Annotated in this window: 26 protein-coding genes; 12 read left to right on the top strand and 14 right to left on the bottom strand. The window is 57.0% G+C overall.

Annotation, left to right across the window (positions count from 1 at the left end):
- Positions 1–214 precede the first annotated feature (214 nt).
- The 5 genes from GYM47_RS06750 (at position 215) to GYM47_RS06730 (ending at position 7581) form a co-directional block, all read left to right on the top strand.
- Entirely contained in the window at positions 215–574 is a 360-nt protein-coding gene (locus GYM47_RS06750; RefSeq protein ID WP_139528454.1) for a hypothetical protein, read from the top strand.
- 27 nt (positions 575–601) lie between these two features.
- Positions 602–1468 (top strand): AraC family transcriptional regulator, encoded by an 867-nt coding sequence (locus GYM47_RS06745; RefSeq protein ID WP_153843942.1) that lies wholly within the window; start codon positions 602–604, stop codon positions 1466–1468.
- Between the two features lie 254 nt (positions 1469–1722).
- On the top strand, positions 1723–4914 hold the full coding sequence (putA, locus tag GYM47_RS06740; protein ID WP_139528452.1) for a bifunctional proline dehydrogenase/L-glutamate gamma-semialdehyde dehydrogenase PutA: 3192 nt from the start codon (positions 1723–1725) through the stop codon (positions 4912–4914).
- A 343-nt stretch (positions 4915–5257) separates the two neighbouring features.
- Positions 5258–6757 (top strand): sodium/proline symporter PutP, encoded by a 1500-nt coding sequence (gene putP / locus GYM47_RS06735; RefSeq protein WP_153843941.1) that lies wholly within the window; start codon positions 5258–5260, stop codon positions 6755–6757.
- 197 nt (positions 6758–6954) lie between these two features.
- Positions 6955–7581 carry an OmpW/AlkL family protein gene (locus GYM47_RS06730; protein WP_153843940.1) on the top strand — a complete coding sequence of 209 codons (627 nt, stop codon included), beginning with the start codon at positions 6955–6957 and terminating at the stop codon, positions 7579–7581.
- A 70-nt stretch (positions 7582–7651) separates the two neighbouring features.
- On the opposite strand, the gene GYM47_RS06725 is transcribed toward GYM47_RS06730, so the two are convergent.
- Positions 7652–7984, bottom strand: coding sequence for a YqcC family protein (locus tag GYM47_RS06725; protein WP_153843965.1), 333 nt, complete (start codon positions 7982–7984; stop codon positions 7652–7654).
- 285 nt (positions 7985–8269) lie between these two features.
- Between GYM47_RS06725 and GYM47_RS06720 the strand changes: the two genes are divergently transcribed.
- The 4 genes from GYM47_RS06720 (at position 8270) to GYM47_RS06705 (ending at position 11289) form a co-directional block, all read left to right on the top strand.
- The gene (locus tag GYM47_RS06720) at positions 8270–9313 is read left to right on the top strand and encodes a DUF3549 family protein (RefSeq protein WP_153843939.1); all 1044 of its coding nucleotides are present in this window, start codon (positions 8270–8272) and stop codon (positions 9311–9313) included.
- Between the two features lie 52 nt (positions 9314–9365).
- Positions 9366–9806 carry an ATP-dependent zinc protease family protein gene (locus GYM47_RS06715; protein WP_153843938.1) on the top strand — a complete coding sequence of 147 codons (441 nt, stop codon included), beginning with the start codon at positions 9366–9368 and terminating at the stop codon, positions 9804–9806.
- Positions 9807–9845: 39 nt separating this feature from the next.
- On the top strand, positions 9846–10754 hold the full coding sequence (gene rimK / locus GYM47_RS06710; RefSeq protein WP_139528447.1) for a 30S ribosomal protein S6--L-glutamate ligase: 909 nt from the start codon (positions 9846–9848) through the stop codon (positions 10752–10754).
- An 88-nt stretch (positions 10755–10842) separates the two neighbouring features.
- Positions 10843–11289 (top strand): hypothetical protein, encoded by a 447-nt coding sequence (locus tag GYM47_RS06705; RefSeq protein WP_139528446.1) that lies wholly within the window; start codon positions 10843–10845, stop codon positions 11287–11289.
- Here GYM47_RS06705 and GYM47_RS06700 read toward each other — a convergent pair.
- From GYM47_RS06700 to GYM47_RS06655, 10 genes are all read right to left on the bottom strand, one after another.
- A complete protein-coding gene (locus tag GYM47_RS06700) occupies positions 11286–12101 on the bottom strand; it encodes a SanA/YdcF family protein (RefSeq protein ID WP_153843937.1) in 816 nt (271 codons plus the stop codon). The two genes, GYM47_RS06705 and GYM47_RS06700, sit on opposite strands and share 4 nt — an antisense overlap.
- A gap of 18 nt (positions 12102–12119) precedes the next feature.
- A complete protein-coding gene (sufT, locus tag GYM47_RS06695; RefSeq protein ID WP_139528444.1) occupies positions 12120–12689 on the bottom strand; it encodes a putative Fe-S cluster assembly protein SufT in 570 nt (189 codons plus the stop codon).
- Between the two features lie 8 nt (positions 12690–12697).
- The gene (locus tag GYM47_RS06690; protein WP_153843936.1) at positions 12698–13963 is read right to left on the bottom strand and encodes a cysteine desulfurase; all 1266 of its coding nucleotides are present in this window, start codon (positions 13961–13963) and stop codon (positions 12698–12700) included.
- Between the two features lie 14 nt (positions 13964–13977).
- Entirely contained in the window at positions 13978–15318 is a 1341-nt protein-coding gene (gene sufD, locus GYM47_RS06685; RefSeq protein ID WP_153843935.1) for a Fe-S cluster assembly protein SufD, read from the bottom strand.
- The gene (gene sufC, locus GYM47_RS06680) at positions 15315–16064 is read right to left on the bottom strand and encodes a Fe-S cluster assembly ATPase SufC (RefSeq protein ID WP_139528441.1); all 750 of its coding nucleotides are present in this window, start codon (positions 16062–16064) and stop codon (positions 15315–15317) included. The genes sufD and sufC overlap by 4 nt, the downstream gene beginning before the upstream one ends.
- A gap of 70 nt (positions 16065–16134) precedes the next feature.
- The gene (sufB, locus tag GYM47_RS06675; protein WP_139528440.1) at positions 16135–17577 is read right to left on the bottom strand and encodes a Fe-S cluster assembly protein SufB; all 1443 of its coding nucleotides are present in this window, start codon (positions 17575–17577) and stop codon (positions 16135–16137) included.
- 68 nt (positions 17578–17645) lie between these two features.
- Positions 17646–18110: an SUF system Fe-S cluster assembly regulator gene (locus GYM47_RS06670; RefSeq protein ID WP_139528439.1), complete on the bottom strand. Its 465-nt coding sequence runs from the start codon at positions 18108–18110 to the stop codon at positions 17646–17648.
- A 239-nt stretch (positions 18111–18349) separates the two neighbouring features.
- A complete protein-coding gene (locus GYM47_RS06665; RefSeq protein WP_139528438.1) occupies positions 18350–18697 on the bottom strand; it encodes a zinc ribbon domain-containing protein YjdM in 348 nt (115 codons plus the stop codon).
- A gap of 91 nt (positions 18698–18788) precedes the next feature.
- The gene (locus tag GYM47_RS06660) at positions 18789–19265 is read right to left on the bottom strand and encodes a YbhB/YbcL family Raf kinase inhibitor-like protein (RefSeq protein ID WP_139528437.1); all 477 of its coding nucleotides are present in this window, start codon (positions 19263–19265) and stop codon (positions 18789–18791) included.
- Positions 19266–19317: 52 nt separating this feature from the next.
- Entirely contained in the window at positions 19318–19884 is a 567-nt protein-coding gene (locus GYM47_RS06655; protein WP_196781583.1) for a hypothetical protein, read from the bottom strand.
- A gap of 159 nt (positions 19885–20043) precedes the next feature.
- Here GYM47_RS06655 and GYM47_RS06650 point away from each other — a divergent pair, with 159 nt between their 5' ends.
- The gene (locus tag GYM47_RS06650; RefSeq protein WP_153843934.1) at positions 20044–20505 is read left to right on the top strand and encodes a flavodoxin family protein; all 462 of its coding nucleotides are present in this window, start codon (positions 20044–20046) and stop codon (positions 20503–20505) included.
- A 62-nt stretch (positions 20506–20567) separates the two neighbouring features.
- Here the strand turns inward: GYM47_RS06650 and fadA are convergent, their stop codons facing one another.
- Both fadA and fadB read right to left on the bottom strand, forming a co-directional pair.
- Positions 20568–21746, bottom strand: a complete 1179-nt coding sequence (gene fadA, locus GYM47_RS06645) for an acetyl-CoA C-acyltransferase FadA (RefSeq protein WP_139528435.1) — start codon at positions 21744–21746, stop codon at positions 20568–20570.
- Between the two features lie 24 nt (positions 21747–21770).
- Positions 21771–23957, bottom strand: a complete 2187-nt coding sequence (fadB, locus tag GYM47_RS06640; protein WP_153843933.1) for a fatty acid oxidation complex subunit alpha FadB — start codon at positions 23955–23957, stop codon at positions 21771–21773.
- 256 nt (positions 23958–24213) lie between these two features.
- Here fadB and GYM47_RS06635 point away from each other — a divergent pair, with 256 nt between their 5' ends.
- Complete coding sequence (locus GYM47_RS06635; RefSeq protein WP_153843932.1) at positions 24214–25371, top strand: DUF5924 family protein; 1158 nt, start codon at positions 24214–24216, stop codon at positions 25369–25371.
- A 72-nt stretch (positions 25372–25443) separates the two neighbouring features.
- Positions 25444–25896, top strand: a complete 453-nt coding sequence (gene slyA / locus GYM47_RS06630) for a transcriptional regulator SlyA (RefSeq protein WP_139528432.1) — start codon at positions 25444–25446, stop codon at positions 25894–25896.
- 3 nt (positions 25897–25899) lie between these two features.
- On the opposite strand, the gene GYM47_RS06625 is transcribed toward slyA, so the two are convergent.
- Positions 25900–26442, bottom strand: a complete 543-nt coding sequence (locus tag GYM47_RS06625; RefSeq protein ID WP_153843931.1) for a preprotein translocase subunit YajC — start codon at positions 26440–26442, stop codon at positions 25900–25902.
- Between the last annotated feature and the right edge of the window lie 142 nt (positions 26443–26584).

Raw genomic sequence — 26584 nt, 5'->3', positions numbered from 1 at the left:
AAGCAGCGGAAGCAAGGGATCGAAAACAATAGCCAGAACAACACGATTAGCGACTGCCATCGCTATGTTGCCTGTACACACTCAGACACTGCTCAGGGAAAAAGTTCGCAAAAGGTTAAAATTTTCGTCTCGGCGGGCGCAGGCGTATACTGGGCAATGACTCTGATGCGGGCGCCACGAGTGACGTCCATTCTGATGCGGCCGGGAGCGTGAGATGGCACTTTATTTACTAGTGTTGGGCGTGTGTGTACTGGTCATAGGCGCCGTGCTGTTGGTGCTGATGAACGCCGGAACCCCCCGCTACCGCACTGAGCCAAAAGACCTGATTACCCTCTTTGACAAGGCGTTGGAAAGCAGCGTGAGTGAGACCGAGTGGAATGCATTGATCGGTTACCCCATTCGCCACGATGAGTATCTCGACAATATTCGTCGCCGCGCGTCCCATTTGATGGATACCCATGGCAGGCGCTGGCAGATTGCTCAAGGCAAACCGCTGCTCAACCAAGAGGGTTATGCAGAGCTGAAAGCACTGCGCGACCATTTGGCGGCACATACAGCGCTTCGTCAGCGCTAACCACGCTGTAGCGACGAGGAGAACCGTATGCCGAGCACCATCCGACAAATACCTCTGGAAACGGCGACGAAGCATCACTCCCACGACTTTCATCAGATCGTCATTACACTGTGTGGCTCGTCGGAGTTTGAGATCGAGGGCTTGGGTGGGCGTGTGAATGCGTTTTCCGGCTGCATAGTACCTGCCAACCATGAACACTACTATTCGGGCAATGGCCACAATCGCCAACTGATTTTGGACCTGCCCGAGGACGCGCCCGCCCTTACCGGCGAACATCGCGAGCTGGTGGCGCTTTTCGATGCGCCGCGTTTTTTCGCGCTGGATAGCCCACTGCGCCACTATCTAACCTTTGTGGAGAGCGAGCTGGCCCGAGGATTTGACAACTCGGCGACCTCGTTTCAACAAGACCGTCTAGCCGCCACGCTGCTGGGCTCGCTAAAAGCGCGATTGGGTGCGTCGGGCGCAACGAACCAGCGCCGGATCAACCTCGATCAAATCGATCGTTTTATCCGTCGTCATTTGGCTGACGAGCTGCGCGTGGCAGATCTAGCCAAGCTTGCCTGCCTGAGCGAAGCGCATTTCTCCGAGCGTTTTCGCGCCCAAACGGGTCTATCGCCTTGGCAGTATGTTCGCAGGCAACGGCTACACGCGGCGCGCCAGCTCATTATGCAGAGCCGCCTGCCGTTGACCGATATTGCCATCCAAACGGGGTTTGCCAATCAAAGCGCCCTCTCCCACGCGTTTCGGCGCAGCTATGGCGCTTCACCACGCCAGTTACGGCAAGGCTTCGCGAATCCGGCGCTCGATACCGTCCACAGCTCAACGAACCACTCAACGGCTCTTCCACCCTCCGGTCCATCGGTAAGTCCGGGCATATTCTCTTCGCGCCGATAGGCATTCGGTTAAACGAACACGACGCCGTTGAACTGAGCCCTCGCCAGTGCCTGCCAACTCTACTAAAGTCGTAAACAGGTACTGCTTGCCGAGAAATTGACACGTTTTGCCATGAAAACGACATACACCTAACGGCGGCTAGCTCTAAATTCGATCGTCAGACTGGGCACCAGCCCTGCCATCACTTTTTTAACGGTAGCCAACCCAGCTATCGTTAAAGTTGCTCGTTTCAGACCTGTCTTACGGGGGCTCCAATGCTCAATGCTAAGAAAATGCGTGACTCTGCCACCTGGCAAACCGACCTCGATACGCTCATGCAGCGTGTCAGCGAACACTACATCGTCGACGAAGATGCTTACGTGGGCGAGCTGATCAAGCTACTCAACGCCGATCAGGACGATTTCGCGCGCATTGAAGCCAACACGGCAGCGCTGGTACGCGACGTTCGCAACATGGACACCGCTGTCGATACCATCGACGAGCTGTTGCAACAGTACAGCCTGGATACCCACGAAGGGCTCATGCTGATGTGTCTCGCCGAGGCGATGTTGCGCATTCCGGACAAAGCTACCGCCGATGCACTCATCGAAGATAAATTGGGGCCAGCCGATTGGCAGTCCCACGTCGGCAAGAGCGAGTCGTGGATGGTCAACGCCTCGACTTGGGGCCTGCTGATGACCGGCCGGGTATTGAAGCTGGATCATCCTAAAGAGGGCCAGCCCGCCCATTTCATCAATCGCATGGTGAACCGCATGGGTGAGCCGGTCATTCGTCGGGCAATGACCGAAGCTATGAAAATCATGGGTAAACAATTCGTATTGGGCCGCGACATTAATGAAGCGCTAAAGCGCTCTAAGCCGCTGTTCAATAAAGGTTACACCTACTCTTACGACATGCTGGGCGAAGCTGCCCGCACCCGCGCCGACGCCAAGCGCTATTTCGACGATTACGCCCGTGCCATCGAGCAAGTCGGTAAAGCGTGTAAGTCCCTGGGCGACAAGACGCCTGCCCCCTCGGTCTCCATCAAGCTTTCCGCTCTTCACCCGCGCTATGAATTCGGCCGCCGAGAGCAAGTGCTGGCCGAGTTGGTGGATACCGTCATCCAGCTGGTCACCAAAGCACGCGCGCTAGACGTGGCCGTTACCATTGATGCCGAAGAAGTCGATCGGCTGGAACTCTCACTGGAAGTGTTCCGTGCGATTTATCAAAGCGACGCCGTCAAAGGCTGGGGTCACTTTGGCCTAGTGGTACAGGCGTACTCGAAGCGCGCGCTACCGGTGCTGCACTACATCAACCGCTTGGCCGACGAACAGGGCGATGAAATTCCGCTGCGTTTGGTCAAAGGGGCGTACTGGGACAGCGAGATCAAAGAGTCGCAGCAGTTGGGTATCGATGGTTACCCGGTTTACACCCGCAAGGCGTGTACCGACGTAGCGTATTTGGCCTGTGCGCAGTTCTTGCTCTCTGACGACACCCGTGGCCGCATCTTCCCGCAGTTCGCGACGCATAACGCCCACACCGTCACCACCATTTTGGAACTCGCGAACCACGACAAGCGCCCGTTCGAATTCCAGCGTCTGCACGGTATGGGCGAAGCGCTTTATGATGCGGCCCTGGAGCGTGCGCCCAAAGGCACCTACTGTCGTATCTACGCGCCGGTCGGGGCTCATAAAGACCTGCTGCCTTACTTGGTTCGTCGCCTGCTGGAAAACGGCGCCAACTCATCGTTCGTTCACCAGATCGTCGATCCCGACGTGCCGGTAGAGTCGCTGTGCCAGCACCCCATTGACACCCTGCGTCAACAGAAAACGTTCTATAACAAGCGTATTCCGCTGCCGAAAGACATCTATGGACCCAAACGTCGCAACTCACGCGGGGTCAATCTCAATATCCGTAGCCACTACTACCCGCTGATGGAGAAGATGGGCGGGTTCATGGACAAGCAGTACCCCACCAAGCCGCTGCTAGCCTTCGATGTGGCCGATGACAGCGCCAACACGCATCGCGTAACGTCGCCATTCGATCGTCGCCAAACCGTCGGTAGCGTGCAGTGGACCAGTAAAGAGCAAGCGGCGAAAGCCCTCGATGCCGCCTGGGAAGCCTTTCCACGCTGGGACGCGACGCCCGTCGCCGAGCGCGCGGCGATTGTGCGTCGGCTGGGCGATCTGATGGAAGAGCACATGGCGGAGCTGATGACGCTCTGCTCCCGCGAGGGCGGCAAGCTGCTCACCGATGGCGTCGATGAAATCAAGGAAGCGGTCGATTTCTGCCGCTACTATGCCATGCGTGCCGAGGCGTCGTTTGGCGAGCCGATCGAACTGCCTGGCCCGACCGGTGAGTCCAACCGGTTGACCATGGGTGGTAAAGGCGTGTTTGCAGCCATCAGCCCCTGGAACTTCCCGGTGGCGATCTTCTGCGGACAAATCGTTGCCGCCGCCGTTGCAGGCAACACGGTGCTGGCAAAACCCGCCGAGCAAACCTCGATCGTTGCCCACCGCGTCATCGAGCTGTTGTACGAAGCCGGTATGCCCCGCGACGTGGTGCAGCTATTGCCGGGCGACGGCCCGACCGTGGGCAGCGTATTGACGTCTGACCCGCGCATTACCGGCGTGGTCTTCACCGGCGGCACCGACACGGCGCAAATCATCAACCGCGCATTGGCCGCCCGCGAAAATGCGCCGCTACCCACGCTGATCGCCGAAACCGGCGGTATGAACGCGATGATCGTCGACTCGACGGCCCTGCCGGAGCAGGTCGTCGTGGATGTGATTCAATCGGCGTTCCAGAGTGCCGGTCAGCGCTGCTCGGCCCTGCGAGTGCTCTACCTTCAGGAAGACGTCGCTGATCGCGTCATCGAAATTCTTAAGGGTGCGATGAGCGAACTGCGGATCGGCGACCCCCGCGACCTGGGCACCGATGTCGGCCCCGTCATCGATGAAGACGCGCGTAAAGGCTTAATGGCGCACATCGAAAAGCTCAAAGGCGAAAACCGCTTAGTCGCCGAAACGCCTATGGCCGCTGAACACACCCAGCACGGTACGTTCGTGCCGCCAGTGGCTTTTACCATCGATAGCATCGATGCCCTTACCCGCGAGCAGTTTGGCCCCATCCTACATATCGTGCGCTACAAAGCACGCGAGTTGGACAAGGTCATCAACGACATCAACGGCCGTGGATATGGCCTGACGTTTGGGGTACATAGCCGTAATGAATCCTTTGCCGCTGAAATAGCGCAGAAAATTCGAGTAGGCAATGTGTATATCAACCGTAATATCATCGGGGCTGTCGTGGGCGTTCAACCGTTCGGTGGACAGGGGCTATCCGGCACTGGCCCGAAAGCGGGCGGACCGCACTATTTGCAGCGCTTCGTGACCGAAAAAACGATTACTAACAACACCGCCGCCCTAGGTGGCAACGCGTCACTTCTGGCGCTAGGGGATGAGTAACGGCTCGTCCATACAACTAACCTGAACTCCTGAAAAGGAACCGTCTCATGGTTGACAATAATAGAGCAACTGCCTTGACGCGGGGGGCCTTCACGGGCCTCCCGCCGGGCACGGGGAACACGAGATACGCACGTACCCATCAACTCTCTCATGCTTCGACGAGCGAATGCGCGACGCTTGGCAGTAGAAGAGCGACTCAGGATTAACAACAACAAGGCTGCTGATGGCCGCCATGGCCTGGCCAACGCAGCCCCTGTCGACGCTCGCCGTGTACAAAAGGGTCAGCACCCGCAGTCGCTTTTGTACTTATCGTAGCGTCGTCCTCACAAATTGGAGAAGTTTCATGGCTACAGGTGTCTGGATTAGCTTATTTGGTTACTTTGCGCTGATGATCGCCATTGGCGTGTACGCAATGCGCAAATCCACGTCTTCTTCTGAAGACTATATGTTGGGGGGGCGAACTCTTAGCCCACAGGTCGCCGCACTTTCCGCGGGCGCTTCGGACATGAGCGGCTGGCTGCTGTTGGGGTTGCCCGGCGCCATGTTCGTATCGGGCCTCGGTTCCGCCTGGATCGGGATCGGCCTGCTGGTCGGGGCGTTCTTTAACTGGCTGCTGGTGGCGCCGCGCCTGCGTGAGCAGACCATTCACTACGGTAACGCCATCACCATCCCGGCCTTTTTGGCCAATCGCTTCCCGACCCGGGCGCTGTCACTGCGCACGGTATCGGCCATCGTCATCGTGATTTTCTTCGCCGTTTACACGGCGTCGGGCCTCGTCGCTGGCGGCAAGCTGTTCGAAAGCGCATTCACGGGGGTTTATAACTTCGGTGACATGAGCAATTACGCCATGGGCGTGGTCATCACCCTGGGCGTGGTATTGATCTATACCGTCGTGGGCGGCTTTTTGGCGGTGAGCATGACCGACTTCGTGCAGGGCTGCATCATGATGTTGGCGCTGATCATCATGCCAGCCGTAGTACTGTTCGGCGAAGGCGGCGGCGGTTTCTCCCAGGCCTCCGAAACGCTGAATAGCGTTGACCCCACCCTGCTCTCTTGGACGACCGGCTTGACCTTTATCGGCTGGCTGTCAGCGGTTACTTGGGGCCTTGGCTATTTTGGTCAGCCGCATATCATCGTGCGCTTCATGGCCATCCGCTCACAAAAGGATGTGCCCATTGCGCGCAACATTGGCATGGGATGGATGCTGGTATCGCTCATTGGAGCCGTTTCTCTGGGCTTGGCAGGTCGTGCGTTTGCCGTTCGTAATGGGCTGGACGTACAAGACCCAGAAACCATCTTCATTATTCTAGCCAACCTGCTGTTCCATCCGTTGATCACCGGCTTCCTGTATGCGGCGCTGCTGGCGGCCATCATGAGCACCATCTCTAGTCAGCTGCTCGTCTCCTCTTCCTCGCTGACCGAGGATTTCTATCGTCTCTTCCTGCACAAAAATGCCACTGAGCAGCAGTGTGTGGCAGTGGGGCGGGTCTGCGTCGTGCTGGTCGGTATTGTGGCAGCCTTTATTGCCTCTGACGAAAACTCCCAAGTGCTGGGTCTGGTCAGTAACGCCTGGGCGGGCTTTGGTGCAGCCTTTGGCCCGCTGATCATCTTGTCACTGATGTGGCCACGTACTAACGGTGCGGGCGCGGTAGCCGGTATGATCGTCGGCGCAGTCACCGTCATGGTATGGATTGCACTGGGCTGGAACGGCTCCTTCATGGGTGGTCCCGGCGTGTATGAAATCATTCCAGGCTTCATCGCCTCGTTCATCGCCATTCTGGTCGTCAGCAGCGTGACGGCAGACGCCGGTGAGTACAAGCATATCGACCGTCAAGAAGTGTAACCCAAGATAGGATGCAATAAGCTCAGCGGGGCAACCCGCTGAGCTTTTTTGTGCGCGGTACTTTGTGTCGAAAGTTTCGAGCCACAAGAGCACCGCGATTGCTCCAGGTCAAGAACGCCTTCGCCCTGACTCGATACACTGTCCGCATGATTGCTAAGCAACTCACTTCCCTAAAATGAACGGTCAGGAGCGACGCCATGCGCCTTTTATCACTTCCCACCTTACTCGCCACTGGGTTTGCCGCTGCCACCTTGGCCATCAGCAGCCAAGCCATTGCCTACGGTGCCGGCGACTTTTTCACCCGTGTAGGGGTCGCTAAAGTAGCCCCCAAGAGCGACAACGGCTCGCTGGCAGGCGGTGCCTTCGCAGTGGATGTTCAGGATAAAACCGACTTCGCGTTCACCTTGGGCTACCGCTTCCACGATAAGCTGGGCGTCGAGCTGCTGGCCGCACTCCCCTTTGAGCACGACATCCAACTCAACGGCGAGAACCTCGCCTCTACCAAGCACCTGCCGCCGACCTTAACCTTGCAGTACTATCCGTTGGGCGGAAGCGACGCTCGCGTACAACCCTACGTTGGCGCAGGCATCAATTACACACGCTTCTCCGATGAGCAGCTAGCGATTGGCGAACTCGATCTCGACGACTCCTGGGGCGCTGCCGCCCAAGTTGGTGTCGACCTGCTGATCGACGAACATTGGGCATTGAATGCTGCCGCCTGGTACTTGGACATCGATACCGATGCCACCGTCAATGGTGCCGCTGCAGGCACCGTTGCCATTGACCCCATGGTCGTCATGGCAGGATTGAGCTATCGTTTCTGAAGCGACGCAGTCTCCACAAAAAAATGCCCAGGGCGAGCGCCTTGGGCATTTTCGTTGATGAGACACGCTCTTAATTCTCGGTGACGATTTGGTCGACACGCTCCACTGCTTTGACGACGAGCACTTGGTCACTGGCCCTGAGCTTCTCCTGCATCATGTAAGCCGCCACCGCCGGGGCAACGTCGCACTTGGCAGGCATGGCGGCTTTGGCATCGATTAACGCGTTCAGTCGCGCAATGAACACATAACGCACCCATTGAGGCAACGACATGGTATCGATACAGAAAGGCTGCTGGCTGGCAAACGCCGACGCCTCGGGCGTAGGGGTGCGCCATAAATTCGCGGCCTTCATGGCGGCTTCAAGCTCGAGAAGCGCGGTTTGAAGCTGTTGATGGACGCTCATAAACACCTTGGGGTTGAACAATGTTGACATCCATTATCCCAACTCTGTGGGTAAGTTGCCACTCGTACGCCTCTATCGAAGTCGTTATTCACAGATTCACAGAAAACCTGCAAGAGGCTGTGGATAAACTATGGAAAGGTGTCGCCACCGCTACTCTCACGCGGCTTACACAACGTTGTTCAATTTTTAACCACCTAGATAATAAAGCGCGGATTAATCAGCGGTTGCGGCTGACAGTGGCAAACCAGCAAGGTAGAGTGCAGGCTTGAAAAGCGGAAGGATGTCATGCAGCCAATTCACACCCTTGATGAGTTTTTTACGCGCAGCGGTGCGGAGGTATCGCTTTACCATATGGGGCGCCGGGTCACGGCGTGTCCACGAGACGTATTGCGCGCTTTCGAGAACGCCGAGCACGCATGGCCCGAGCCTTGGCAGGGTCAGGCACGGCTCGCCATCGTCTTCCGTTTGGGAGCCATGGAAGAGCCTGCCATTTGGTTCTTGGCACTGCCACTGGACGAGCAAGGCATGCTCTCGCCTGCCCAGCGTGACGGTTTCATCAACCGTCTGTTGGAAACGCTTGGGCGCAATGCCGCCGCCACCGACCTGGGCGCCGCCGACACGGCAGACGTCGATCATCTGATGAAAGATAATCCACTGGCGTTTACGCCGGACATTACTTTTCAGGCCATGCTCAATGCCCGGGCTACCCATGCCCATGGCCTATCTGCCAGCCAGCACCTAGAGGCTGTGGAAGCGTATTTGAGCGGCCAACAGACGATCGACTGGCAAGCTTTGGGGCTACAAGGCATTGCCGATTACGTCGTTCGCTTGGATAACGAGACCGCAGAGGCGCTCGCCGGCCGCATTCCCGGCCTGCCGACAAGTGTGATCCACTCCCTCTGCTACTGCTTGGAGCACCAACCCTTGCCGGATGCGCTCGTCGAAGCTCTGTGCGCGCGTGGCGAGGTGGCAGCCAGCGAGGGAGATTTAGAAACGCTGTGCGCCTGCGTGCGGTCCGTTGGCAGCTCCCGTGCAGCTCTAGCAGGCGAATGGTACAGCCACCTGCTAAACGACCCGGCAGCCTGCGGCCCAGATTTGATGGCCGCCATAGCCGGACGCGGCTGGCCATGGCTAGAAGACGCCGAACGCCTTCCCCGGTTCCTACAGCGCTTGGCGGAAGACGAGCGCAGCCACTTTGCCTCCGTGGTACGCGACATTGCGTTGATTCCTCGTCTACGCTTACCCGTTATGCTTACCCTACGTGACGCGCCTGCGGGTTCCGCTATCCAGGCGCGTTTATCGGCCATGCAGTCTTCGCATAACGGCTAACAACAAACGTCATCACTATGTCTTGTTTTTCTTATATCGTCAGGAGTGCACTGTGAAGGAATTACCCTATCAGGCCAAAGCGGTCATCGGCCGCCGCGAAATGGTGACGTTACCTGAGTTAGGGCTTCACCTCTGCTGCAAAGCCGATACCGGTGCGCGCACGTCGGCACTGCACGCTGAAGAGATCGAAACCCACGAAGATGCCGACGGGCAGCTATGGGTGAGTTTTTTGACCCATAGCGGCGGACCAGAAACCCCAGCACACCGCTACCGTTTACACCTACACGACCGTCGACGCGTCACCAGCTCAAACGGCCATAGCGAGTGGCGCTATGTGATTAGAACCCCTATGCAACTGGGCGAACTGAACTTTCCGGTTGAACTCACCCTGACCGACCGTAGCAATATGCGCCACGCGATGTTGCTGGGCAGGCGTGCCATGCGTCGCCTGCTCGTCGCCCCCGGTGCCGCTTTTTTGCACGGCGAGCCTTGAACACTTTTAAACGGCAACTTTTTCAACCCGGAGCCTTGCATGCATATTGCCCTGCTTTCGCGTAATCGCAACCTCTACTCTACCCGCCGACTGGTGGAAGCCGCCGAACAGCGCGGCCACACTGCCCGGGTTGTGGATACCCTGCGCTGCTATATGAGCATCGCCTCGCACCACCCTTCTATTCACTATAAAGGCGCGGAAATCGAGCCGTTCGATGCGGTCATCCCTCGTATTGGCGCGTCGGTGACTTTTTACGGCTGTGCGGTGCTACGTCAGTTCGAAATGATGGGCACTTACGTCCTCAACGACTCGGTCGCGATTACTCGCTCCCGTGACAAGCTGCGTTCGCTGCAGCTGCTCTCCCGTAAAGGCTTGGGCCTACCCATTACTGGTTTTGCTCACTCCCCTGACGACATTCCCGACCTGATCACCATGGTGAAGGGTGCCCCCCTGGTCATCAAGCTACTGGAAGGCACTCAAGGCATTGGTGTGGTATTGGCAGAAACCAACCAAGCCGCAGAGTCCGTAATTCAAGCCTTCATGGGCATGAAAGCCAATATCATGGTGCAGGAGTACATCAAGGAAGCACGCGGCGCCGATATTCGCTGTTTCGTCATTGGTGATAAGGTCGTCGCTTCGATGAAGCGACAAGCGGCAGAGGGCGAATTCCGCTCTAACCTACACCGCGGCGGCACCGCTAGCGTGATTCGCATTACCCCCGAAGAGCGTTCCACCGCAATTCGTGCAGCCAAGGCGATGGGACTGCGCGTCGCGGGCGTGGATTTGCTTCGCTCGAACCACGGCCCGGTGATCATGGAAGTCAACTCGTCTCCCGGACTACAGGGCATCGAGAGCGCCACCGGCAAGGATATTGCCGGCATGATCATCGAGCATATCGAAAAGAATGCAGTGCCTGCTCGCAAAGCACCACCCAAGCCTAAAGGCTAACGGTCAATTGCAAAAATAATCCCCATTAGGGGTGGCAAATCAACGCTGCCACCCCCACAATCTGCGTCACCGAAGGAGGTAGACGCTCATGTTTCTCGACAATCGCCAAGTGGCGATGGACAGCGTGCTGGAAGCGCTGGCCGATAGCATTGATTATTTCCAGGACAATATCGAACGCCTGCGCCCCTCGCTGCGCGATGCACTGAAGCCGCACTATACTGAGCGACTCCAACAAATGCGCACGTTGCAGGAGCTTGCCCGTGCTCACCTGAAAATGCTGCCACGGGATGCGGATGTCGAGCGGGACGATTTTCTGTGGCTGTGGAGCCGTTTGAAGAGTTTCGTGGGCAACGATAGCCAAGTATTGATCAATGAGCTGTTGGAACAAGAGCGTGTACTCATGCAGGCCCTTTCAACGCTATTCACTCACCCTCTGCCCGATCCCATCGAGCCGGTCGTGGACGAGTGCATGCAGGGTTGCCGAAAGCTTATCCGGGAGCTGTATAGCCTGCAAAAACGCAAAGCCCGGCGCTAGTATCGGGCATTAGGGGTTAAGTACTCCTCGGCACTCGGCTCTATCCCCCTTTCATCCTCCTGCGTCTGCAATAACAGTAGAGCAGCATCGCTATTAACGGTCGTTTCGAGTGCCGGTTTGCTGCTTTCAGTCGCACTACTACTCTCCGGCTGTAGATCGATCGGCTCAGCGGGACCAAGAAAGTAAGGCTCCCTCCCCCAGAGGTATAGGTCTCCCAACGTGGCAATGCGTGCGACCCACTCGCGCATCCTCAGCCGCCACTCGTCTGCTGCGGGTTGCTCCTCTGCGATGCAGCCCGTCACGTCCATGCCTAGCGCTCGACCAATAAAGATGGCCCGAGGCAAATGCCAGCTCTGAGTGACCAATAGCGCCTCATCCAACTGAAACACATCTCGCGCACGCACCATCGTGTCGTAGGTGCTAAAGCCAGCGAAATCCATCGTCAGCTGCTCCGCGGACACCCCTCGGCGATACAGGTCTCGCCACATTGCGCGCGGCTCGTTATACGCCTGGGTGCGATTGTCCCCGGAGATCAGCAGATGCTTCACACGTTGGTCAGCCACAAGGCGCGCTGAGGTTCGCATGCGGGCATGAAAGTGAGGGTTGCGCAGACCACTGCGCGTCCAGTGAGAGGTGCCAAACACAATCGCCACATCGGTCGGACGACACTGCGCCCAGTGGCCGTCGATATAGCGTGTGGTGCTCGCGAGCACCCACAAATTACCGGCTATAAACAGCAATGTCGCCAGCAGCAACAAGGCTCCTAGCGACATTAGCAAACGCTTCATCCAACGTAATAACAGGCTGTGCATCCAGCTCCCCAACAGGGGTTAGAACATGCCGAGCTCTAGCTTGGCTTCGTCGCTCATCATGTCACGACTCCAGGGCGGGCTGAAGACGATCTCGGTATGCACCTTGTTGATTTGCGGCGCTCCCAGGATTTTGTTGCGCGCATCGGCGGCAATCACGTCCCCCATTCCACACCCTGGCGCGGTCAACGTCATACGGATAGTCACCATACGCTCGCCGCTGATCAAGCGCTCGATTCGGCAGCCATATACCAACCCTAGATCAACGATGTTGACCGGTATTTCGGGATCGAAACAGGTGCGCAACTGATCCCACACGAACTGCTCGATCTCTTCATCGCTAGCGCTCTCAGGGAGCGTCGGCCGTGGGAGCGGCTCTAGCCCCAGCGCGTCCAAATGACGTCCTTCGATCAAGTATAAACGCCCTTCGAACCCGACACTGACCGAGCTGCCTTTGGCTTGCATGACGCTGACGACACTATCTTCCGCCAGCGTCTCCGTTTTGCCAAACGGAATGGCGATAGCGTCGACATCTCGTTGCAGCGGTAGTTGTTGGCCTCGTTCGAGGCTGGCCACTTGCTCGATATCCATAGCAGTCCTTAACGTACCATCCCAATCACGCGGTTGAGCGCTGCCACGAAGATATCCACTTCGTCGAGCGTATTATACGCCGCAAACGAGGCACGACAGGTTGCCTCGACACCAAAATGGTGAAGCAGCGGCTGAGCACAGTGGTGTCCAGTGCGAATCGCGACGCCTAACTGGTCGATAAGCAGGCCAATGTCCTGGGCATGCGCACCCTCGACCACAAAGGAGAGAACACCCGCTTTATGGGGCGCGGTTCCCAGGATACGCAGGCCGTCGATCTGGTTGACGGCCTGAGTCGCATGGTCCAGCAATACCGTTTCCCAAGCACTAATCGCGTCGACACCGACGCCTTCCATCCACTCCAAGGCGCGCCCTAGTGCCACGACCTCGGCAATGGCGGGCGTGCCCGCTTCGAATTTATGAGGAATATCGGCAAAGGTAGTGCCAACATCGAAAGAGACGGTGCTAATCATCTCACCACCACCCTGCCAAGGCGGCATGGCCTCTAGTAGCGCCTGCTTGCCGTAAAGCACGCCTACGCCCGTGGGGCCGTATACTTTATGACCTGAGAAAGCGTAGAAATCGGCGTCTATCTCCTGAACATCGACCTGCTGATGCGGCGTGGCCTGGGCGCCATCGACCAGGATCAATGCGCCGTGCTGATGCGCCAATGCCGCCATCTCTTTCACCGGGTTGATCGTGCCCAGTGCATTGGAGACATGATTCACGGCCACTAGCTTGGTGCGCTCGTTCAACAGCTCACGGTACGCCTGCATATCGAGCGAACCGCGAGCATCGACCGGAATCACCTTGATGGTGACCCCTCGCTCGGCTGCCAACAGCTGCCAAGGCACGATGTTAGAGTGGTGCTCCAGCATCGAGATCAATACCTCGTCACCCGCGCCGAGTGAGCTGCGCCCCCAGCTCTGCGCGACGAGATTGATGGCCTCGGTAGTACCCCGCGTGAAAATGATTTGGCGAGCATCTTCAGCATTGAGAAACGCTTTGACACGATGACGTGTGGTTTCAAAAGCGGCTGTCGCTTCATCGGCCAGCGTGTGCAGCCCTCGGTGAATGTTGGCGTTATAGCGCGAATAGTAGTCGCTAAACACCTCGATCACCTGTTGTGGCGTTTGGCTGGTCGCCGCGTTATCCAAATAGACGAGTGGTTTACCGTGCACTTCACGATTTAAAATCGGAAAGTCGCCACGCAGTGCCTCAACGTCATACGCCGCAGTGCTGCCCGCCATGGGCTTCTCAATCACGCTATGGGGCATCGATGACTCCTTGATTAATCGTTGAGCGCAGCCGCCGCTTCGACCAGTCCGGCCAGGTTGAAACGCTCCGGCAATTTACCCGCCACCGCCAACTCGACGCGCTCAGCGACGGCATCCAGTGCCACTTGCTCCAGCACTTCCCCAGCAAACGCCAGTGTCAGAAGGCCACGGGCGGTGGCTTCGTCGATACCGCGGGTACGCAGTGCGTAGATCGCGTCCTCGTCCAACTGACCGGTAGTGGTACCGTGGGAGCACTTCACGTCGTCGGCATAGATTTCGAGCTCGGGTTTTGCGTCGATTTGCGCGCGATCCGATAGCAGCAGGTTCTGGTTGCTCTGGAAACCTTCGATCTTCTGGCTGTCGCGCTTCACGTAGACCTTACCGTTGAAGACGCCGTGAGCGCGGTCATCCAGAATGCCTTTGTAGTTTTCGTTCGAGAACGTCAGCGGGGCGTTGTGGTTGACCTTGGTGTGGTTGTCCACGTGCTGACGCCCCTGGCCAAAGAACAGGCCGTAGAAGTTCGTCTCAGCGCCCTGCCCATTCAAATCGCTGATCAGGTCGTTACGCACCAGCGCGCCACCCAGATTCAAGTTGTGCGAGGTGTAGCGGCTGTCACGATTCTGCTCTACGTGGATGCTCGCCACATGCAGATCGCCGAGCGGCGCCTCCTGCAGCTTGTAGTGGTTCAAAATCGCCCCACGATCCAGCATCAACTCAGCCACCACGTTGGTGAAGTTGGTGGCATCCGCCTCGCCTACGTAGTGCTCGATCAGTGTCGCTTCGCTACGCCCAGCGGCTTCCACCAGAATGCGTGGATGGCTCATCACCGGCGTGCCCGCGCGGGAAAGGAACTGTAGCAAAATGGGCTTTTCGACTACGGTGCCGGGGGCGATACGCACTACAGCGCCCTCTTCCATAAAGGCCGTGTTCAGCGCAGCAAAGCTCGAGAAGTCGACACCGGTCAAACGACCCAACGGCCCTCCAACGGCTTCATGGTTATCCGTCAGCGCTTTGGAGAGCGGCATGACCTGAACGCTGTCGCGAAGCGCATCGAGGTCCGATAGCGCTGCCGAAAACACACCGTCCACGAACGTCAGCCGGTAAGCATCCAGGGGCAGCGTGAGGGCAGCCGCCTGGGCCTGAGAGAACTCGGCGTTCTCTGCCAAGGCAAAGTTGCCCTGGGCGATGGCGCGAACATCGGTGTATTTCCACTCTTCATCGCGGCGGGTCGGGAAGCCCATTGCTTCGAAGCGAGCCGCGCCCGCCTGACGGCGAGCAGCGATCCAGGTAGGCTCTCCAGCGCGCTGCTGACTGCGCGCCGCTAGCGTGTCCAGAAAGGTTTGGGTATCGCTCATGCCACGGACTCCTCAATGCCTTCGTAACCGTTGGCCTCTAGCTCTTTGGCAAGCTCGGCATCGCCGGTTTTCACGATGCGGCCGTCGACCAGAACGTGGACTTTGTCCGGTACGATGTAGTCCAGCAGGCGCTGATAGTGGGTGACCAATAGAATGGCACGCTCTTCGGCACGCAGGCTGTTCACGCCGTCAGCGACGACTTTCATGGCGTCGATGTCGAGGCCAGAGTCGATTTCGTCGAGCATGGCCAGCTTTGGCTGAAGCACCAGCATCTGCAGGATTTCATTGCGCTTTTTCTCACCGCCGGAAAAGCCTTCGTTCACCGCACGCTGCAGAAAGCTGGCGTCCATTTTCATGAAGCCAAGCTTCTCTTTCACCAGCTTCATGAATTCGGGGGCAGGCATTTCACCTTCACCGCGCGCAGCCCGCTGAGCGTTCAGCGCGGACTTCAGCAGGTAGATGTTCTTCACGCCCGGAATTTCGACCGGGTATTGGAAACCCAGCAGCAGACCCGCTTGGGCGCGCTCTTCGATTTCCATCTCCAGTACGTCCTGACCTTCGAACGTAATGCTGCCTTGGGTCACCTCGTAGCCATCTTTACCAGCAATAACTGCTGACAACGTGGATTTACCCGCGCCGTTAGGGCCCATGATGGCGTGAACTTCACCGGCATTGATGGTGAGCGTCAAGCCTTTCAGAATCTCTTTACCTTCGACGGTGACGTGTAAATCATTAACTTGCAACATAGTGATCGCCTTTTAAATGCTTGCGGGTCGCGAGCGCGACGCCCTTAAAATGAGTTGGGTGCCGGTGCGGTCAGCCCACCGCGCCTTCCAGAGTGACATTTAGCAGTGCTTCCGCCTCAACTGCGAATTCCATCGGCAGTTCCTGGAAAACGTCTTTACAGAAACCGTTAACGATCATGCTGACCGCGTCCTCTTCGGAGATACCACGGCTCTGGCAGTAGAAGAGCTGATCTTCACCGATCTTGGAGGTCGTTGCTTCGTGCTCGATGGTCGCCGTGCTGTTACCGATTTCTTGATACGGAAAGGTGTGTGCCCCGCACTTGTCGCCGATCAGCAGTGAATCGCACTGGGTAAAGTTACGCGCACCCTTGGCACGCGGCCCGATCTTGACGAGACCACGGTAGGACTGGTCGCTCTTACCCGCCGAAATGCCTTTGGCGACGATGTAGGAGCGAGTACCCTCACCAATGTGAATCATCTTGGTGCCGGTATCCGCCTGCTGGCGGCCATTGGTAACGGCAACGGAGTAGAACTCGCCGATGCTGTCTTTGCCACGCAGTACGCAAGAAGGATACTTCCAGGTGATCGCCGAGCCGGTTTCGACCTGTGTCCAGCTGATGCGGGAACGCTCACCACGGCAGTCTCCGCGCTTGGTCACGAAGTTATAGATGCCGCCCTTACCCTCTTCGTCACCGGGATACCAGTTCTGTACGGTGGAGTACTTGATGTAGGCATCGTCCAATGCAACCAGTTCGACCACGGCAGCGTGCAACTGGTTTTCATCGCGCATGGGTGCGGTGCAGCCTTCCAGGTAGGAGACCTCGGCACGATCCTCGCAGATGATCAGCGTGCGCTCGAACTGGCCCGTATTGGCCGCGTTAATACGGAAGTAGGTAGACAGCTCCATCGGGCACTTCACGCCTTTTGGCACGAACACGAACGAGCCATCAGTGAACACGGCGGAGTTTAGCGCAGCAAAATAGTTATCAGCCACGGGCACTACCGTACCCAGGTACTGCTTGATCAAATCCGGGTAGTCACGAATCGCTTCGGAAATGGAGCAGAAAATCACGCCCGCTTCCGCCAGCTCTTTTTTGAAGGTCGTCGCAACCGAGACGGAGTCGAAGACCGCATCGACGGCAACCCCTGCCAGGGCGGCACGCTCGTGCAGCGGAATACCCAGTTTCTCGTAGGTTTCCAGCAGTTTAGGGTCTACCTCGTCGAGGCTTTGGGGACGATCTTCTGGGCGCTTGGGCGCGCTGAAATAGGAGATCTCTTGATAATCGATGGGCGGATAGTCGAGGTGCGCCCAGGATGGCTCTTCCATCTTCAACCACTGACGATACGCATCCAGACGCCACTCCAACATCCACTCGGGCTCGCCTTTCTTCTTGGAAATGAAGGCAATGGTGTTTTCATCAAGGCCAGGTGGCAGTGTGTCGCTTTCGATATCGGTTACAAAACCATCTTTGTACTCGCGACGAACCAACTGTTCCATTTCTTCGCTTGCCATGGTGATACCCTCCGGGCAGTTGGGTGGCGAGGTCAGCTCGCCGTCAATAGGGTGATAGACCTAGCGGCTTATGCGGATGCCGCCGATAGGCTAATGCTTTGGATCGGTAACTGTACGGGCAGTTTGATAGGTGTCGTGTCGGCCAAGTGCGCCAACGTCACACTTTCGAGTAACGTGCGAATGGCCAGCGATACTCGCTGCCAGTTGTCGGCCACACCGCAGGTGGCCACCAAGTCGCACTCACCTTCGGCTTGGCTGCACTCGGTCATCGCGACGGGGCCTTCAATGGCACTGATAATGTCAGCCGCCGTGATGTGCGACGCTGGCCGCGCTAGGCGATAACCACCTTGAACCCCACGCTGCGACTCCAAGAGTCCTGCTTTCACCAGCATTTTAAGGGTTTTACTCACGGTGGGATGGGGTAGCTGTACCGCGTCTGCTAAGTCAGCCGCCGCATGCGACGCCTGGGGATGACGGGCAATTTGTGCCATCACCACAGCGGCATAATCTGTCAGCCGAGAAAGCTTGAGCATAGTCACTCCGTTTGCCATCGCGTTGGGCCGAACCGTTGGCCTACCCGCTAATTGGGTACCATTTTAGTCCTGTATAAATTTGATGTGAAGCCCTTCTGCAAAATCCTTATCAAATAGCGCGACTTCTTAGCACGTTCGCGGCTGATAACATCAAAAAAGCCAATCATTATCATTTAGGAAAACTATGACATGGACATAAAAAAGCCTGCTCGCAAGCGGCAGGCTGTCTGAAGGCGGGATTAAGAGGTGACTTTCTTGACGAACATGGACTTCAATTTCATAGGACCAATACCGTCGACTTTACAGTCGATGTCGTGATCGCCGTCCACCAATCGAATGTTTTTGACTTTGGTGCCTACTTTGACGACCGAGGAGCTGCCTTTGACCTTGAGATCTTTGATCACGGTCACCGAGTCACCATCGACGAGCAGGTTGCCGTTTGCATCACGAATGCCATCATCCAAGTCCGCTTCGCTGGCGCTTGGCGCTTTCGACCACTCGTGACCACACTCGGGGCAAACATACTGAAGGCCATCATCGTAGGTAAACTCAGAGGCACAGGTAGGGCAGTTAGGCAGGTCACTCATTAAAGACTCCATCGCAGCAGACAGTCACGCAAACAGTAGCAAGCGACGGAGCCTACACGGCTTGAGCGCAATGCTCCAGCCTAATGCCGGTTTAGCCTCGCTGGTAAGTACCTACCAAGCGATTCATTCCCAGCAGATGGGGTTCCACGGCCTGGAGTAGCTCAGGCAACGTCAGCCCTTCGGGCAGTGACGTCTGCTTGTCCAGCGCCAGTACCCAGAAGTAGTAAAGGTGGCTGCCATGTCCTTCCGGCGGCATAGGCCCGCCATATCCCAATTTACCGAAATCGGTGATACCGGACGTGCCCAGCGCAGTACTTTCTTCCAGCGAAGTGGTCTCACCAGGCAGGTTGTACAGCACCCAGTGAACGAAACCATAACTGCCCTCTTTCACCAGTGGCGCATCTGGGTCATGACAAATCACCGCAAACCCCTTAGTACCTTCCGGCGCCCCCTCCCACGCAAGCGCTGGGGAAACGTCTTCAGCCTCGCCCGTGTGCTTGGCAGGAATCGCTTGGTGATTCGCAAACGCCGAGCTAGTGACGCTCATTGAGGATAGTGCAAAAGCCATCATGCTCTCCTATTCTACGGATGTAATAGCAAGCCATAATGTAGCGAATGATTTAGCGAAACTCTAATCGCGACGAATGGCGCTCCCACCACTGCTGCGCAATTCGCCGATTTTCCGCATTTGCGTCAGGGTCTAATACGGAGGGCAATTGAATGTAGTCACCGTCCGTTTGAAACGTCACAAGCGGATCCTGTGTGGCGAGCTGAAGCGCGTATAGCACCAGCATCAACTCATAAGCGTCATCGGTGTGTAATCTCGAGAACAACAGCGGCACTGCCGGCAGGCCGATGTCGCCTAGTCGCTCGGCGGCGATGTACCAAGGCCTTGAGTTATCGGGGCCTCCATACTGGCTGACGAACCGGCGATCCGCCAAGCGGCTGACGTAATAAGCGGCCTCTTCTTCTGGACTCACCTGCAGTGGCGGCGCCCAATCATCGGCGCGCACCACGGAAGATGGCTGCGCTATCTGCGCGCTAGGCACTGTCGCTACTTGATTGACGGCAGGAGCCGCCGAGCGCTCGTTATCGGCAGGCGGGCGTGATGGGCCGGCACACCCTGCCAATAAGAGTGCCAATGTGCAAAAAGTGGTGATCCCTATCGCTTTGGTCTGCTGGCGCATGACGCAATTCCCTGGTTGATCGTTCAACGCTTGATACCCTATCCAAGATGCCGTGTGAGAGCGTTTGATTGGTTTACCCAAAGGCGACTAGGCTGTGCCATGGAGTGCTTACAGTGTGGCACCTCTTGAACTTACCGCCAATTGCCTGAAGAACGCCGAATGAAACGTCTATTAATCGTGGCCCACTCCCCCTCCATCAATACCCGCGCCTTGAGCGAGGCCGTACAGCGAGGTGCAGAACATGAGGATATCGAGTCAGTGACGTGCATCGTCAAAACGCCTTTCGACGCAGGACCGACGGACATCATCGATTGTGACGGTATCGTATTGGGCACTACCGAAAACCTAGGCACCATGAGCGGCGCGCTAAAGGACTTTTTCGACCGCAGCTACTACGGCGTACTGGAAGAGAAGCAGGGCCTGCCCTGCGCGCTCTACATCCGCGCGGGCCATGATGGAACGGGTACTCGTCGGGCAGTGGAAAGTATCGTTACGGGACTACGCTGGCGTTGGGTGCAGGACCCTCTGATTTTTCGCGGCGAGTGGCAAGAGGCGTTTATCAGCCAAGCCGAAGAGCTGGGCATGACCCTTGCTGCTGGGTTGGATAACGGATTGTTTTAACATCTTGAAACGAAAAACGGCACCGCTCAGGGTGCCGTTTTCATTACGGGGAAGAGCGCATATTACTTCAAACGCTCGAACACCGTGGCAACCCCTTGTCCCATGCCAATACACATGGTGGCTAGGCCCAGGGTGGTATCGCGCTGCTGCATGACGTTCAGCAGTGTCGTGCAAATGCGCGACCCGGAGCAGCCTAACGGGTGACCCAAGGCGATGGCACCGCCGTGCAGGTTCACTTTTTCGTCCATGACATCCAGGAAGCCTAGGTCTTTCAACACCGGCAGCCCCTGGGCGGCAAATGCCTCGTTCAGCTCGACGGTTTGAATATCCGCTGCAGACAAGCCAGCCGCTTTCAAGGCTTTTTTAGATGCAGGTACCGGACCATACCCCATAATAGATGCATCGCAGCCTGCGACACCGGTTGAGAGTACTTTGGCAATCGGCTCCAGCCCCAGCGCCTGGGCACGCTCGTAGCTCATCACGGCCATGGCGGAAGCGCCCACTGAAAGCGCTGACGAAGTGCCCGCCGTCACGGTACCGTTACGCGGATCGAAGACCGGCTTCAGGTTCGCCATGGATTCCAGGCTGGCATCGGCGCGAATCACCTCATCGTTTTTCACAAGCACTTTGAAGCCACGCTGGTCGTGACCTTCGACGCCGATGATCTCATTGTCGAAGTAGCCCTTCTCCATCGCCGCTTGTGCACGTTGATGCGAACGGACACCGAACTTGTCCTGATCTTCGCGGGAAATACCGTGCATTTTACCCAGCAGTTCCGCCGTGAGCCCCATCATCATGGCGGCTTTGGCCGCGTATTTACTCGCCGCCGGATTCACGTCGACGCCGTGAGCCATCGGTACGTGCTCCATGTGCTCAACACCGCCGATCACGTAAAAATCACCCATGCCCGCCTTAATGTTTGCAGCAGCAATATGCAGTGCGGTCATCGAAGAGCCGCAGAGGCGGTTCACCGTTTGGGCAGGCACCGTACGAGGAATACCGGTCATGATCGCCGCGTTGCGAGCGATGTTCATGGACTGCTCTAGTGTCTGATTGACGCAGCCCCAGATCACGTCGTCTACTTCCGACGGATCCAGATTAGGGTTTCGGGTAAACAGCGCCTGCATCACGGCAGCGGAGAGGTTTTCGGCACGCACGTTGCGGAAGGCGCCGTTTTTCGCTTTCGCCATGGCGGTACGAACACCGTCCACCACCACGATATCTCTCGGATTCAAACTCATCTTATTTCTCCTGTGGGTGGTGACTTAGGCCTGAGCGCTTGCCGTGGCGCCCGCATAGAACTGCTCGTTGCTCTTGGCCATGGCGCGGAGCTTCTCGGTAGGCGCGTACAGCGGCCCTAGTTCTTCTGCCAAACGATCCGCCATCGCGACGAACTCAGCCACGCCCAGCGCGTCGATGTAGCGCAGCGCACCGCCACGGAAGGGAGGGAAGCCAATGCCGTAAATCAGCGCCATGTCGGCTTCTGCGGGCGTATCGACGATGCCATCTTCCAAGCAACGCACGGTCTCAAGGCACAGCGGCACCATCATGCGAGCAATGATGTCCTCATCCGAAAACTCTTTTTGCTCTTTCACCACTTCTTTTACTAGTGCGTAAGCCTGCTCGTCGCTCACTTTCTTCGGCTTACCCTTCTTATCTTCTTCGTAGGCGTAGAAGCCTTTGTCGTTCTTCTGGCCCAAGCGCTTGTTATCGTACATGACCTGAATAGCCGTTTTACCCTCACGTGCCATACGATCTGGGAAGCCCTCAGCCATCACATCATTGGCGTGCACGGCGGTATCCATGCCGACGACGTCCAGCAGGTACGCCGGGCCCATTGGCCAGCCAAACTTCTCCATGACTTTATCGACGCGCTGGAAGTCGGCACCCTGCTCGACCAGGAAGCTAAAGCCACCGAAGTAAGGGAAAAGCACACGGTTGACCAGGAACCCAGGGCAGTCATTCACCACGATGGGGGTTTTACCCATGGCCCGAGCATAAGCCACGGTTGCGGCAACGGCGGCGTCCGAGGTTTTCTCACCACGAATGACTTCCACCAGCGGCATGCGGTGCACGGGGTTGAAGAAGTGCATGCCACAGAAATTTTCCGGGCGCTTCAGATTCTTGGCCAGACGGTTAATCGAAATGGTCGACGTGTTGGAAGTCAGAATCGTGTTCTCACTTACCTTGTCCTCTACTTCGGTCAACACGGCGTCTTTGACGTTGGGGTTCTCGACCACCGCTTCTACGACCAAATCGACATTACCGAAATCGCCGTAAGAGAGGGTTGGACGGATATTGGAGAGTTTTTCGGCCATCTGCTCGGTGGTGAGCTTCTTACGCTCTACCTGTTTAGCGAACAGTTTGCGGGCTTCTTTGAGGCCAAGCTCGATGGCATCGTCCTTGATGTCTTTCATCAGGATCGGTGTGCCCTTGCTGGCACTCTGGTAGGCGATCCCCCCGCCCATGATGCCAGCACCCAACACGGCGGTTTGCTTGACCGGCTGCGCCTGCTTCTCGTACTTGCTGCCTTTCTTCTTGACCACTTGGTCGTTCAGGAACAGGCCCACCAAGTTGAAGGCAACGCTGCTTAGCGCCAATTTGGCGAACGACTTGGCTTCGATGGCTTGAGCGCGGGCGCGGGTCTCACCGGCGCCTTTTTGGATCACTTTGATCGCTTCAACCGGGGCGGGATAGTGCGGGCCCGCTTTGCCAGCGACGTATCCTTTAGCGGTTTCGAACGCCATCATTTGTTCGATGGCGTTGAGTTTGAGCGGTGATTTTTTCTCTTCGCGACGAGCGTGATAATCCAATTCGCCTGCATTGGCGCGGTCGAGGATATCCAGTGCCGCCTCTTCCAACTGCTCGTGGGCAACAGCGGCATCCACGGCGCCTACTTTCAAGGCAGCATCGGCACGGTTTTCGGTACCACCAGCAATCCACTCGACGGCATTATCGGCACCGATCAGGCGCGGCAGACGCACGCAACCGCCCCACCCCGGCAGAATACCCAGCTTGGTTTCCGGCAAGCCAATTTTGGCTTTCTCACTCATCACGCGGAAGTCGGTGGTTAGCAGGACTTCGCAGCCGCCGCCCAGCGCCAACCCGTTGATTGCCGTCACCGTAGGGAAAGGCAGGTCTTCAATGGCGTTGAAGATGTCGTGAACCTTGAGGTTCATCTCCACCAAGTACTCTTCGCCCTTGTGGAACAGGCTGTGGAATTCTGTGATGTCGGCGCCGACGATAAAGGCGTCTTTGGCGCTGCGAATCATCAACCCTTCCAAACCACTTTCGGCCTGAATCGCTTTGACAGCGTCGCCTAGCTCGGCCACGACGGCGCTAGATAGCTTGTTGACGGACTCATCTTTCAAATCGAAAGTGAGCATTGCGATGTCATTACCACCCTGGGTGTCACGACGCTCCACCGTGATGGCATTGCCTTGATAGATCATTCGCGCTCTCTCCACAAGTTCGGGCTGGCACGTCGATAACGAGCCCGCCACGCATTTCATACGGTCGTTTGATTGCTTTAGCTTGGTTGAGTTACATCAGTACGTCAAGCCCTGACTTTTGGCTAATTGGCTTACCCCCAGTTCACATGGCCATGAGCACATTTCTTGCGCTTTTTTCTTCCACACTTCGTCGTCACATCGACTTTAATCACGATCCCAACGATCATATACGTTTCATTGATGAGTTTTTGACGCTATGGGGACACTCCTCACACCCGCGCGACTAGAAGCACTGCAAGGATGCATCGAACGAATCGTCGAGCGCTTGAAGCCCTGGAGCTGGCTTTGGCCACCGATGGCGTTTGCGGCCGGGCTCGGCAGCTTTTTTTTGGTGGATCGGCAGCAGTGGCTAGGCGCAGCTTTGGCACTCGGCCTGCTGTTCGCTTGGCTACTACTGCTATCTGAAAGTGTGATTGGCCGCTGGCTCTCCCATCGTGGTCACCCGACGCTGCCGAGAGGCGTAACGGCCTTTATTGCGCAAATGATCCACCAAGAGACGCTGTTTTTCACCCTGCCCTTTATTCTAGTCACTACGGTGTGGAACAGTGGACAAGCGCTCTTCGCGCTCTTGGTCATAGGCATGGCCGTGTGGTCGATCATTGACCCGCTCTACTACAAACTCGCTGGCCGCTGGCGCAGCCTCTATTTCATGTTTCATGCTCAGTGCGTCTTTCTTGTTCTGCTGGTGATACTCCCCATCATGGTTCACCTGACCACCGGCCAGAGCATGCTACTTGCCTTAGTCTTGACGGTACTCGTGGCGCTGCCCAGCTTCTGGCATCTACTCAAAAAACGCTCTCCCGCGCGCTGGTTGGGATTTTTTGCGCTTACCGTGGTACTGGCCTACGGGGCATGGCTTGGCCGCGTTTGGGTACCGCCCGCCAGCCTGTGGATGACCAGCACGGCGCTCTCCCCCGCTTTCGATACGCAGCAGCGCGCCCCGCAAGGGTCGCTGACCCTGACGCCCGAGGCCATTCGCAGCAGCGGCCTGTACGTCTATACGGCCATTCGCGCCCCGCGAGGGCTGAGCGAAACGATTTACCATGCGTGGCATCATAATGGAAAAGCGCTGGATACCGTTGCACTGGCGATCAACGGCGGCCGCGAACAGGGATACCGCGCCTGGAGCCATAAACAGAATTTCCCTCAAGACCCCTCTGGCGAGTGGCGTGTCGATATCATGACCGACGGTGGCCAGCGGCTAGGATTGATTCGGTTTACTGTCTCGGAAGATGTTAACGCCGCTACCGTGGCCGATGGCACGGTCCGTGCGAGCGGTTTGAGCGCTCTGAATTTACGTCGTTTCATTCCGGGCAATGGCTCCACCCAAAATGACGCTAATCAGCCCGAGTGACAGAACGCCTTGCATTCAGCGGCGCAGCTTATGACAATTCGTTCACTTACACTTTTCGGCAGTTAGTTACCTATGGCATCAACAATTGGTTTTCGTATTGCTCGTTTGCCCCATCTGTGGCGCTCGATCCTCGATCGCAGGCTGGCACCATTAGGGCTGACCCAAACCCGGTGGGTGACGCTGTACCATCTTTGGAAACTGGGGGAAGGCAATCCTCAGTGTGATTTGGCGCGCGCGATCGGTGTCGAGGCGCCGTCGCTGGTGCGTACTTTAGGACAGTTGGAGGCGCAAGGTCTGGTCGAGCGTCGCGCCTGCGATAACGATCGACGCAGCAAACGGCTCTATCTTACCCCAGCCGCCATGCCGCTCCTGGAGCAGATCGATAGTGTGGTACTGGCTGCGCGTCAGGAGATGCTAGCGGGCTTGAGCGAACAGGACCTGGACCAGTTGGATAAGTGGCTTGCGCTGATCGAATCCAACGGTCTGGCGATTCAGGCAAGGGACCAAGATAGCCCCACAGCCTAGTCATTAGACGTTTCCTTGTTCCACGCCATCTGGCGCTAGCGGTTTGGCGGGTGGGTGGTCTGAAAGGCCGCTTAACGCCTTCTTGAGAGGTTCGATATCCGCCAAATAGCGCGTAAACCGCTCGGCGGTTTGTGATTCCCACCACCATAACGTCAGCGAATGGGCGTTAGATTCCAATACCAACGCATCCTGAGGCAGACGCTCTAACAGAGTTCGTAAGTGTGTGCTGGCCACATCGGGCAAGGGACGCAGCGGCGCAATGCGCCAGCGCCAGCCTGCATGAAAGGGCTCTAATGCCTCACTGGCATTGGAGTTTCTCACCAATAAAAAATCTGGCCCAGGCGCGGACTGCGCGTAGTGCCAGCGATAAGCCGGCATGGTGCCTCTAAAGTGATGGAGCGGCGGTTTGGCCATTTTGACCGTCACCCCCTGACGCGCTGCGCAGGAGCGCAGCGCCATCTGGCGCTTTTGGCGCGGGCTTGGTTTTAACCACATGACTGGCGCAATCACAAACATCAGAATAAAAACGATGATCAACCATTCCATTGCAACGCTTACCCTCTTTTCGTCAAACTCAACTCGCAATATTTAAAAACCATGACCTAGGTCGTTGTTAAGATTCATTTTCAGACCTAAAGTAAAGGTATCGAACAGAGCCTTTCTGTGTGGCACATCACCAAGGAGATAC

It is taken from the genome of Vreelandella piezotolerans, from assembly GCF_012427705.1.
GTDB classification, from domain to species: domain Bacteria; phylum Pseudomonadota; class Gammaproteobacteria; order Pseudomonadales; family Halomonadaceae; genus Vreelandella; species Vreelandella piezotolerans.
Note: the sequence above shows the minus strand (reverse complement) of the source record. Positions and strands in the feature narration are given on the sequence as shown.

Bases quoted from the DNA above. Each gene is read 5' to 3' on its own strand.
- sufD (WP_153843935.1), bottom strand. From the start codon at position 15,318: ATGAGCGATACCCAAACCTTTCTGGACACGCTAGCGGCGCGCAGTCAG.
- slyA (WP_139528432.1), top strand. From the start codon at position 25,444: ATGGCATCAACAATTGGTTTTCGTATTGCTCGTTTGCCCCATCTGTGG.
- GYM47_RS06730 (WP_153843940.1), top strand. From the start codon at position 6,955: ATGCGCCTTTTATCACTTCCCACCTTACTCGCCACTGGGTTTGCCGCT.
- putP (WP_153843941.1), top strand. From the start codon at position 5,258: ATGGCTACAGGTGTCTGGATTAGCTTATTTGGTTACTTTGCGCTGATG.
- GYM47_RS06690 (WP_153843936.1), bottom strand. From the start codon at position 13,963: ATGCCCCATAGCGTGATTGAGAAGCCCATGGCGGGCAGCACTGCGGCG.
- sufT (WP_139528444.1), bottom strand. From the start codon at position 12,689: ATGGATATCGAGCAAGTGGCCAGCCTCGAACGAGGCCAACAACTACCG.
- GYM47_RS06635 (WP_153843932.1), top strand. From the start codon at position 24,214: ATGGGGACACTCCTCACACCCGCGCGACTAGAAGCACTGCAAGGATGC.
- GYM47_RS06660 (WP_139528437.1), bottom strand. From the start codon at position 19,265: ATGGCTTTTGCACTATCCTCAATGAGCGTCACTAGCTCGGCGTTTGCG.
- sufC (WP_139528441.1), bottom strand. From the start codon at position 16,064: ATGTTGCAAGTTAATGATTTACACGTCACCGTCGAAGGTAAAGAGATT.
- GYM47_RS06625 (WP_153843931.1), bottom strand. From the start codon at position 26,442: ATGGAATGGTTGATCATCGTTTTTATTCTGATGTTTGTGATTGCGCCA.
- GYM47_RS06750 (WP_139528454.1), top strand. From the start codon at position 215: ATGGCACTTTATTTACTAGTGTTGGGCGTGTGTGTACTGGTCATAGGC.
- GYM47_RS06725 (WP_153843965.1), bottom strand. From the start codon at position 7,984: ATGAGCGTCCATCAACAGCTTCAAACCGCGCTTCTCGAGCTTGAAGCC.
- rimK (WP_139528447.1), top strand. From the start codon at position 9,846: ATGCATATTGCCCTGCTTTCGCGTAATCGCAACCTCTACTCTACCCGC.
- GYM47_RS06745 (WP_153843942.1), top strand. From the start codon at position 602: ATGCCGAGCACCATCCGACAAATACCTCTGGAAACGGCGACGAAGCAT.
- sufB (WP_139528440.1), bottom strand. From the start codon at position 17,577: ATGGCAAGCGAAGAAATGGAACAGTTGGTTCGTCGCGAGTACAAAGAT.
- putA (WP_139528452.1), top strand. From the start codon at position 1,723: ATGCTCAATGCTAAGAAAATGCGTGACTCTGCCACCTGGCAAACCGAC.
- GYM47_RS06655 (WP_196781583.1), bottom strand. From the start codon at position 19,884: ATGCGCCAGCAGACCAAAGCGATAGGGATCACCACTTTTTGCACATTG.
- fadA (WP_139528435.1), bottom strand. From the start codon at position 21,746: ATGAGTTTGAATCCGAGAGATATCGTGGTGGTGGACGGTGTTCGTACC.
- GYM47_RS06700 (WP_153843937.1), bottom strand. From the start codon at position 12,101: ATGCACAGCCTGTTATTACGTTGGATGAAGCGTTTGCTAATGTCGCTA.
- GYM47_RS06720 (WP_153843939.1), top strand. From the start codon at position 8,270: ATGCAGCCAATTCACACCCTTGATGAGTTTTTTACGCGCAGCGGTGCG.
- GYM47_RS06665 (WP_139528438.1), bottom strand. From the start codon at position 18,697: ATGAGTGACCTGCCTAACTGCCCTACCTGTGCCTCTGAGTTTACCTAC.
- GYM47_RS06705 (WP_139528446.1), top strand. From the start codon at position 10,843: ATGTTTCTCGACAATCGCCAAGTGGCGATGGACAGCGTGCTGGAAGCG.
- fadB (WP_153843933.1), bottom strand. From the start codon at position 23,957: ATGATCTATCAAGGCAATGCCATCACGGTGGAGCGTCGTGACACCCAG.
- GYM47_RS06650 (WP_153843934.1), top strand. From the start codon at position 20,044: ATGAAACGTCTATTAATCGTGGCCCACTCCCCCTCCATCAATACCCGC.
- GYM47_RS06670 (WP_139528439.1), bottom strand. From the start codon at position 18,110: ATGCTCAAGCTTTCTCGGCTGACAGATTATGCCGCTGTGGTGATGGCA.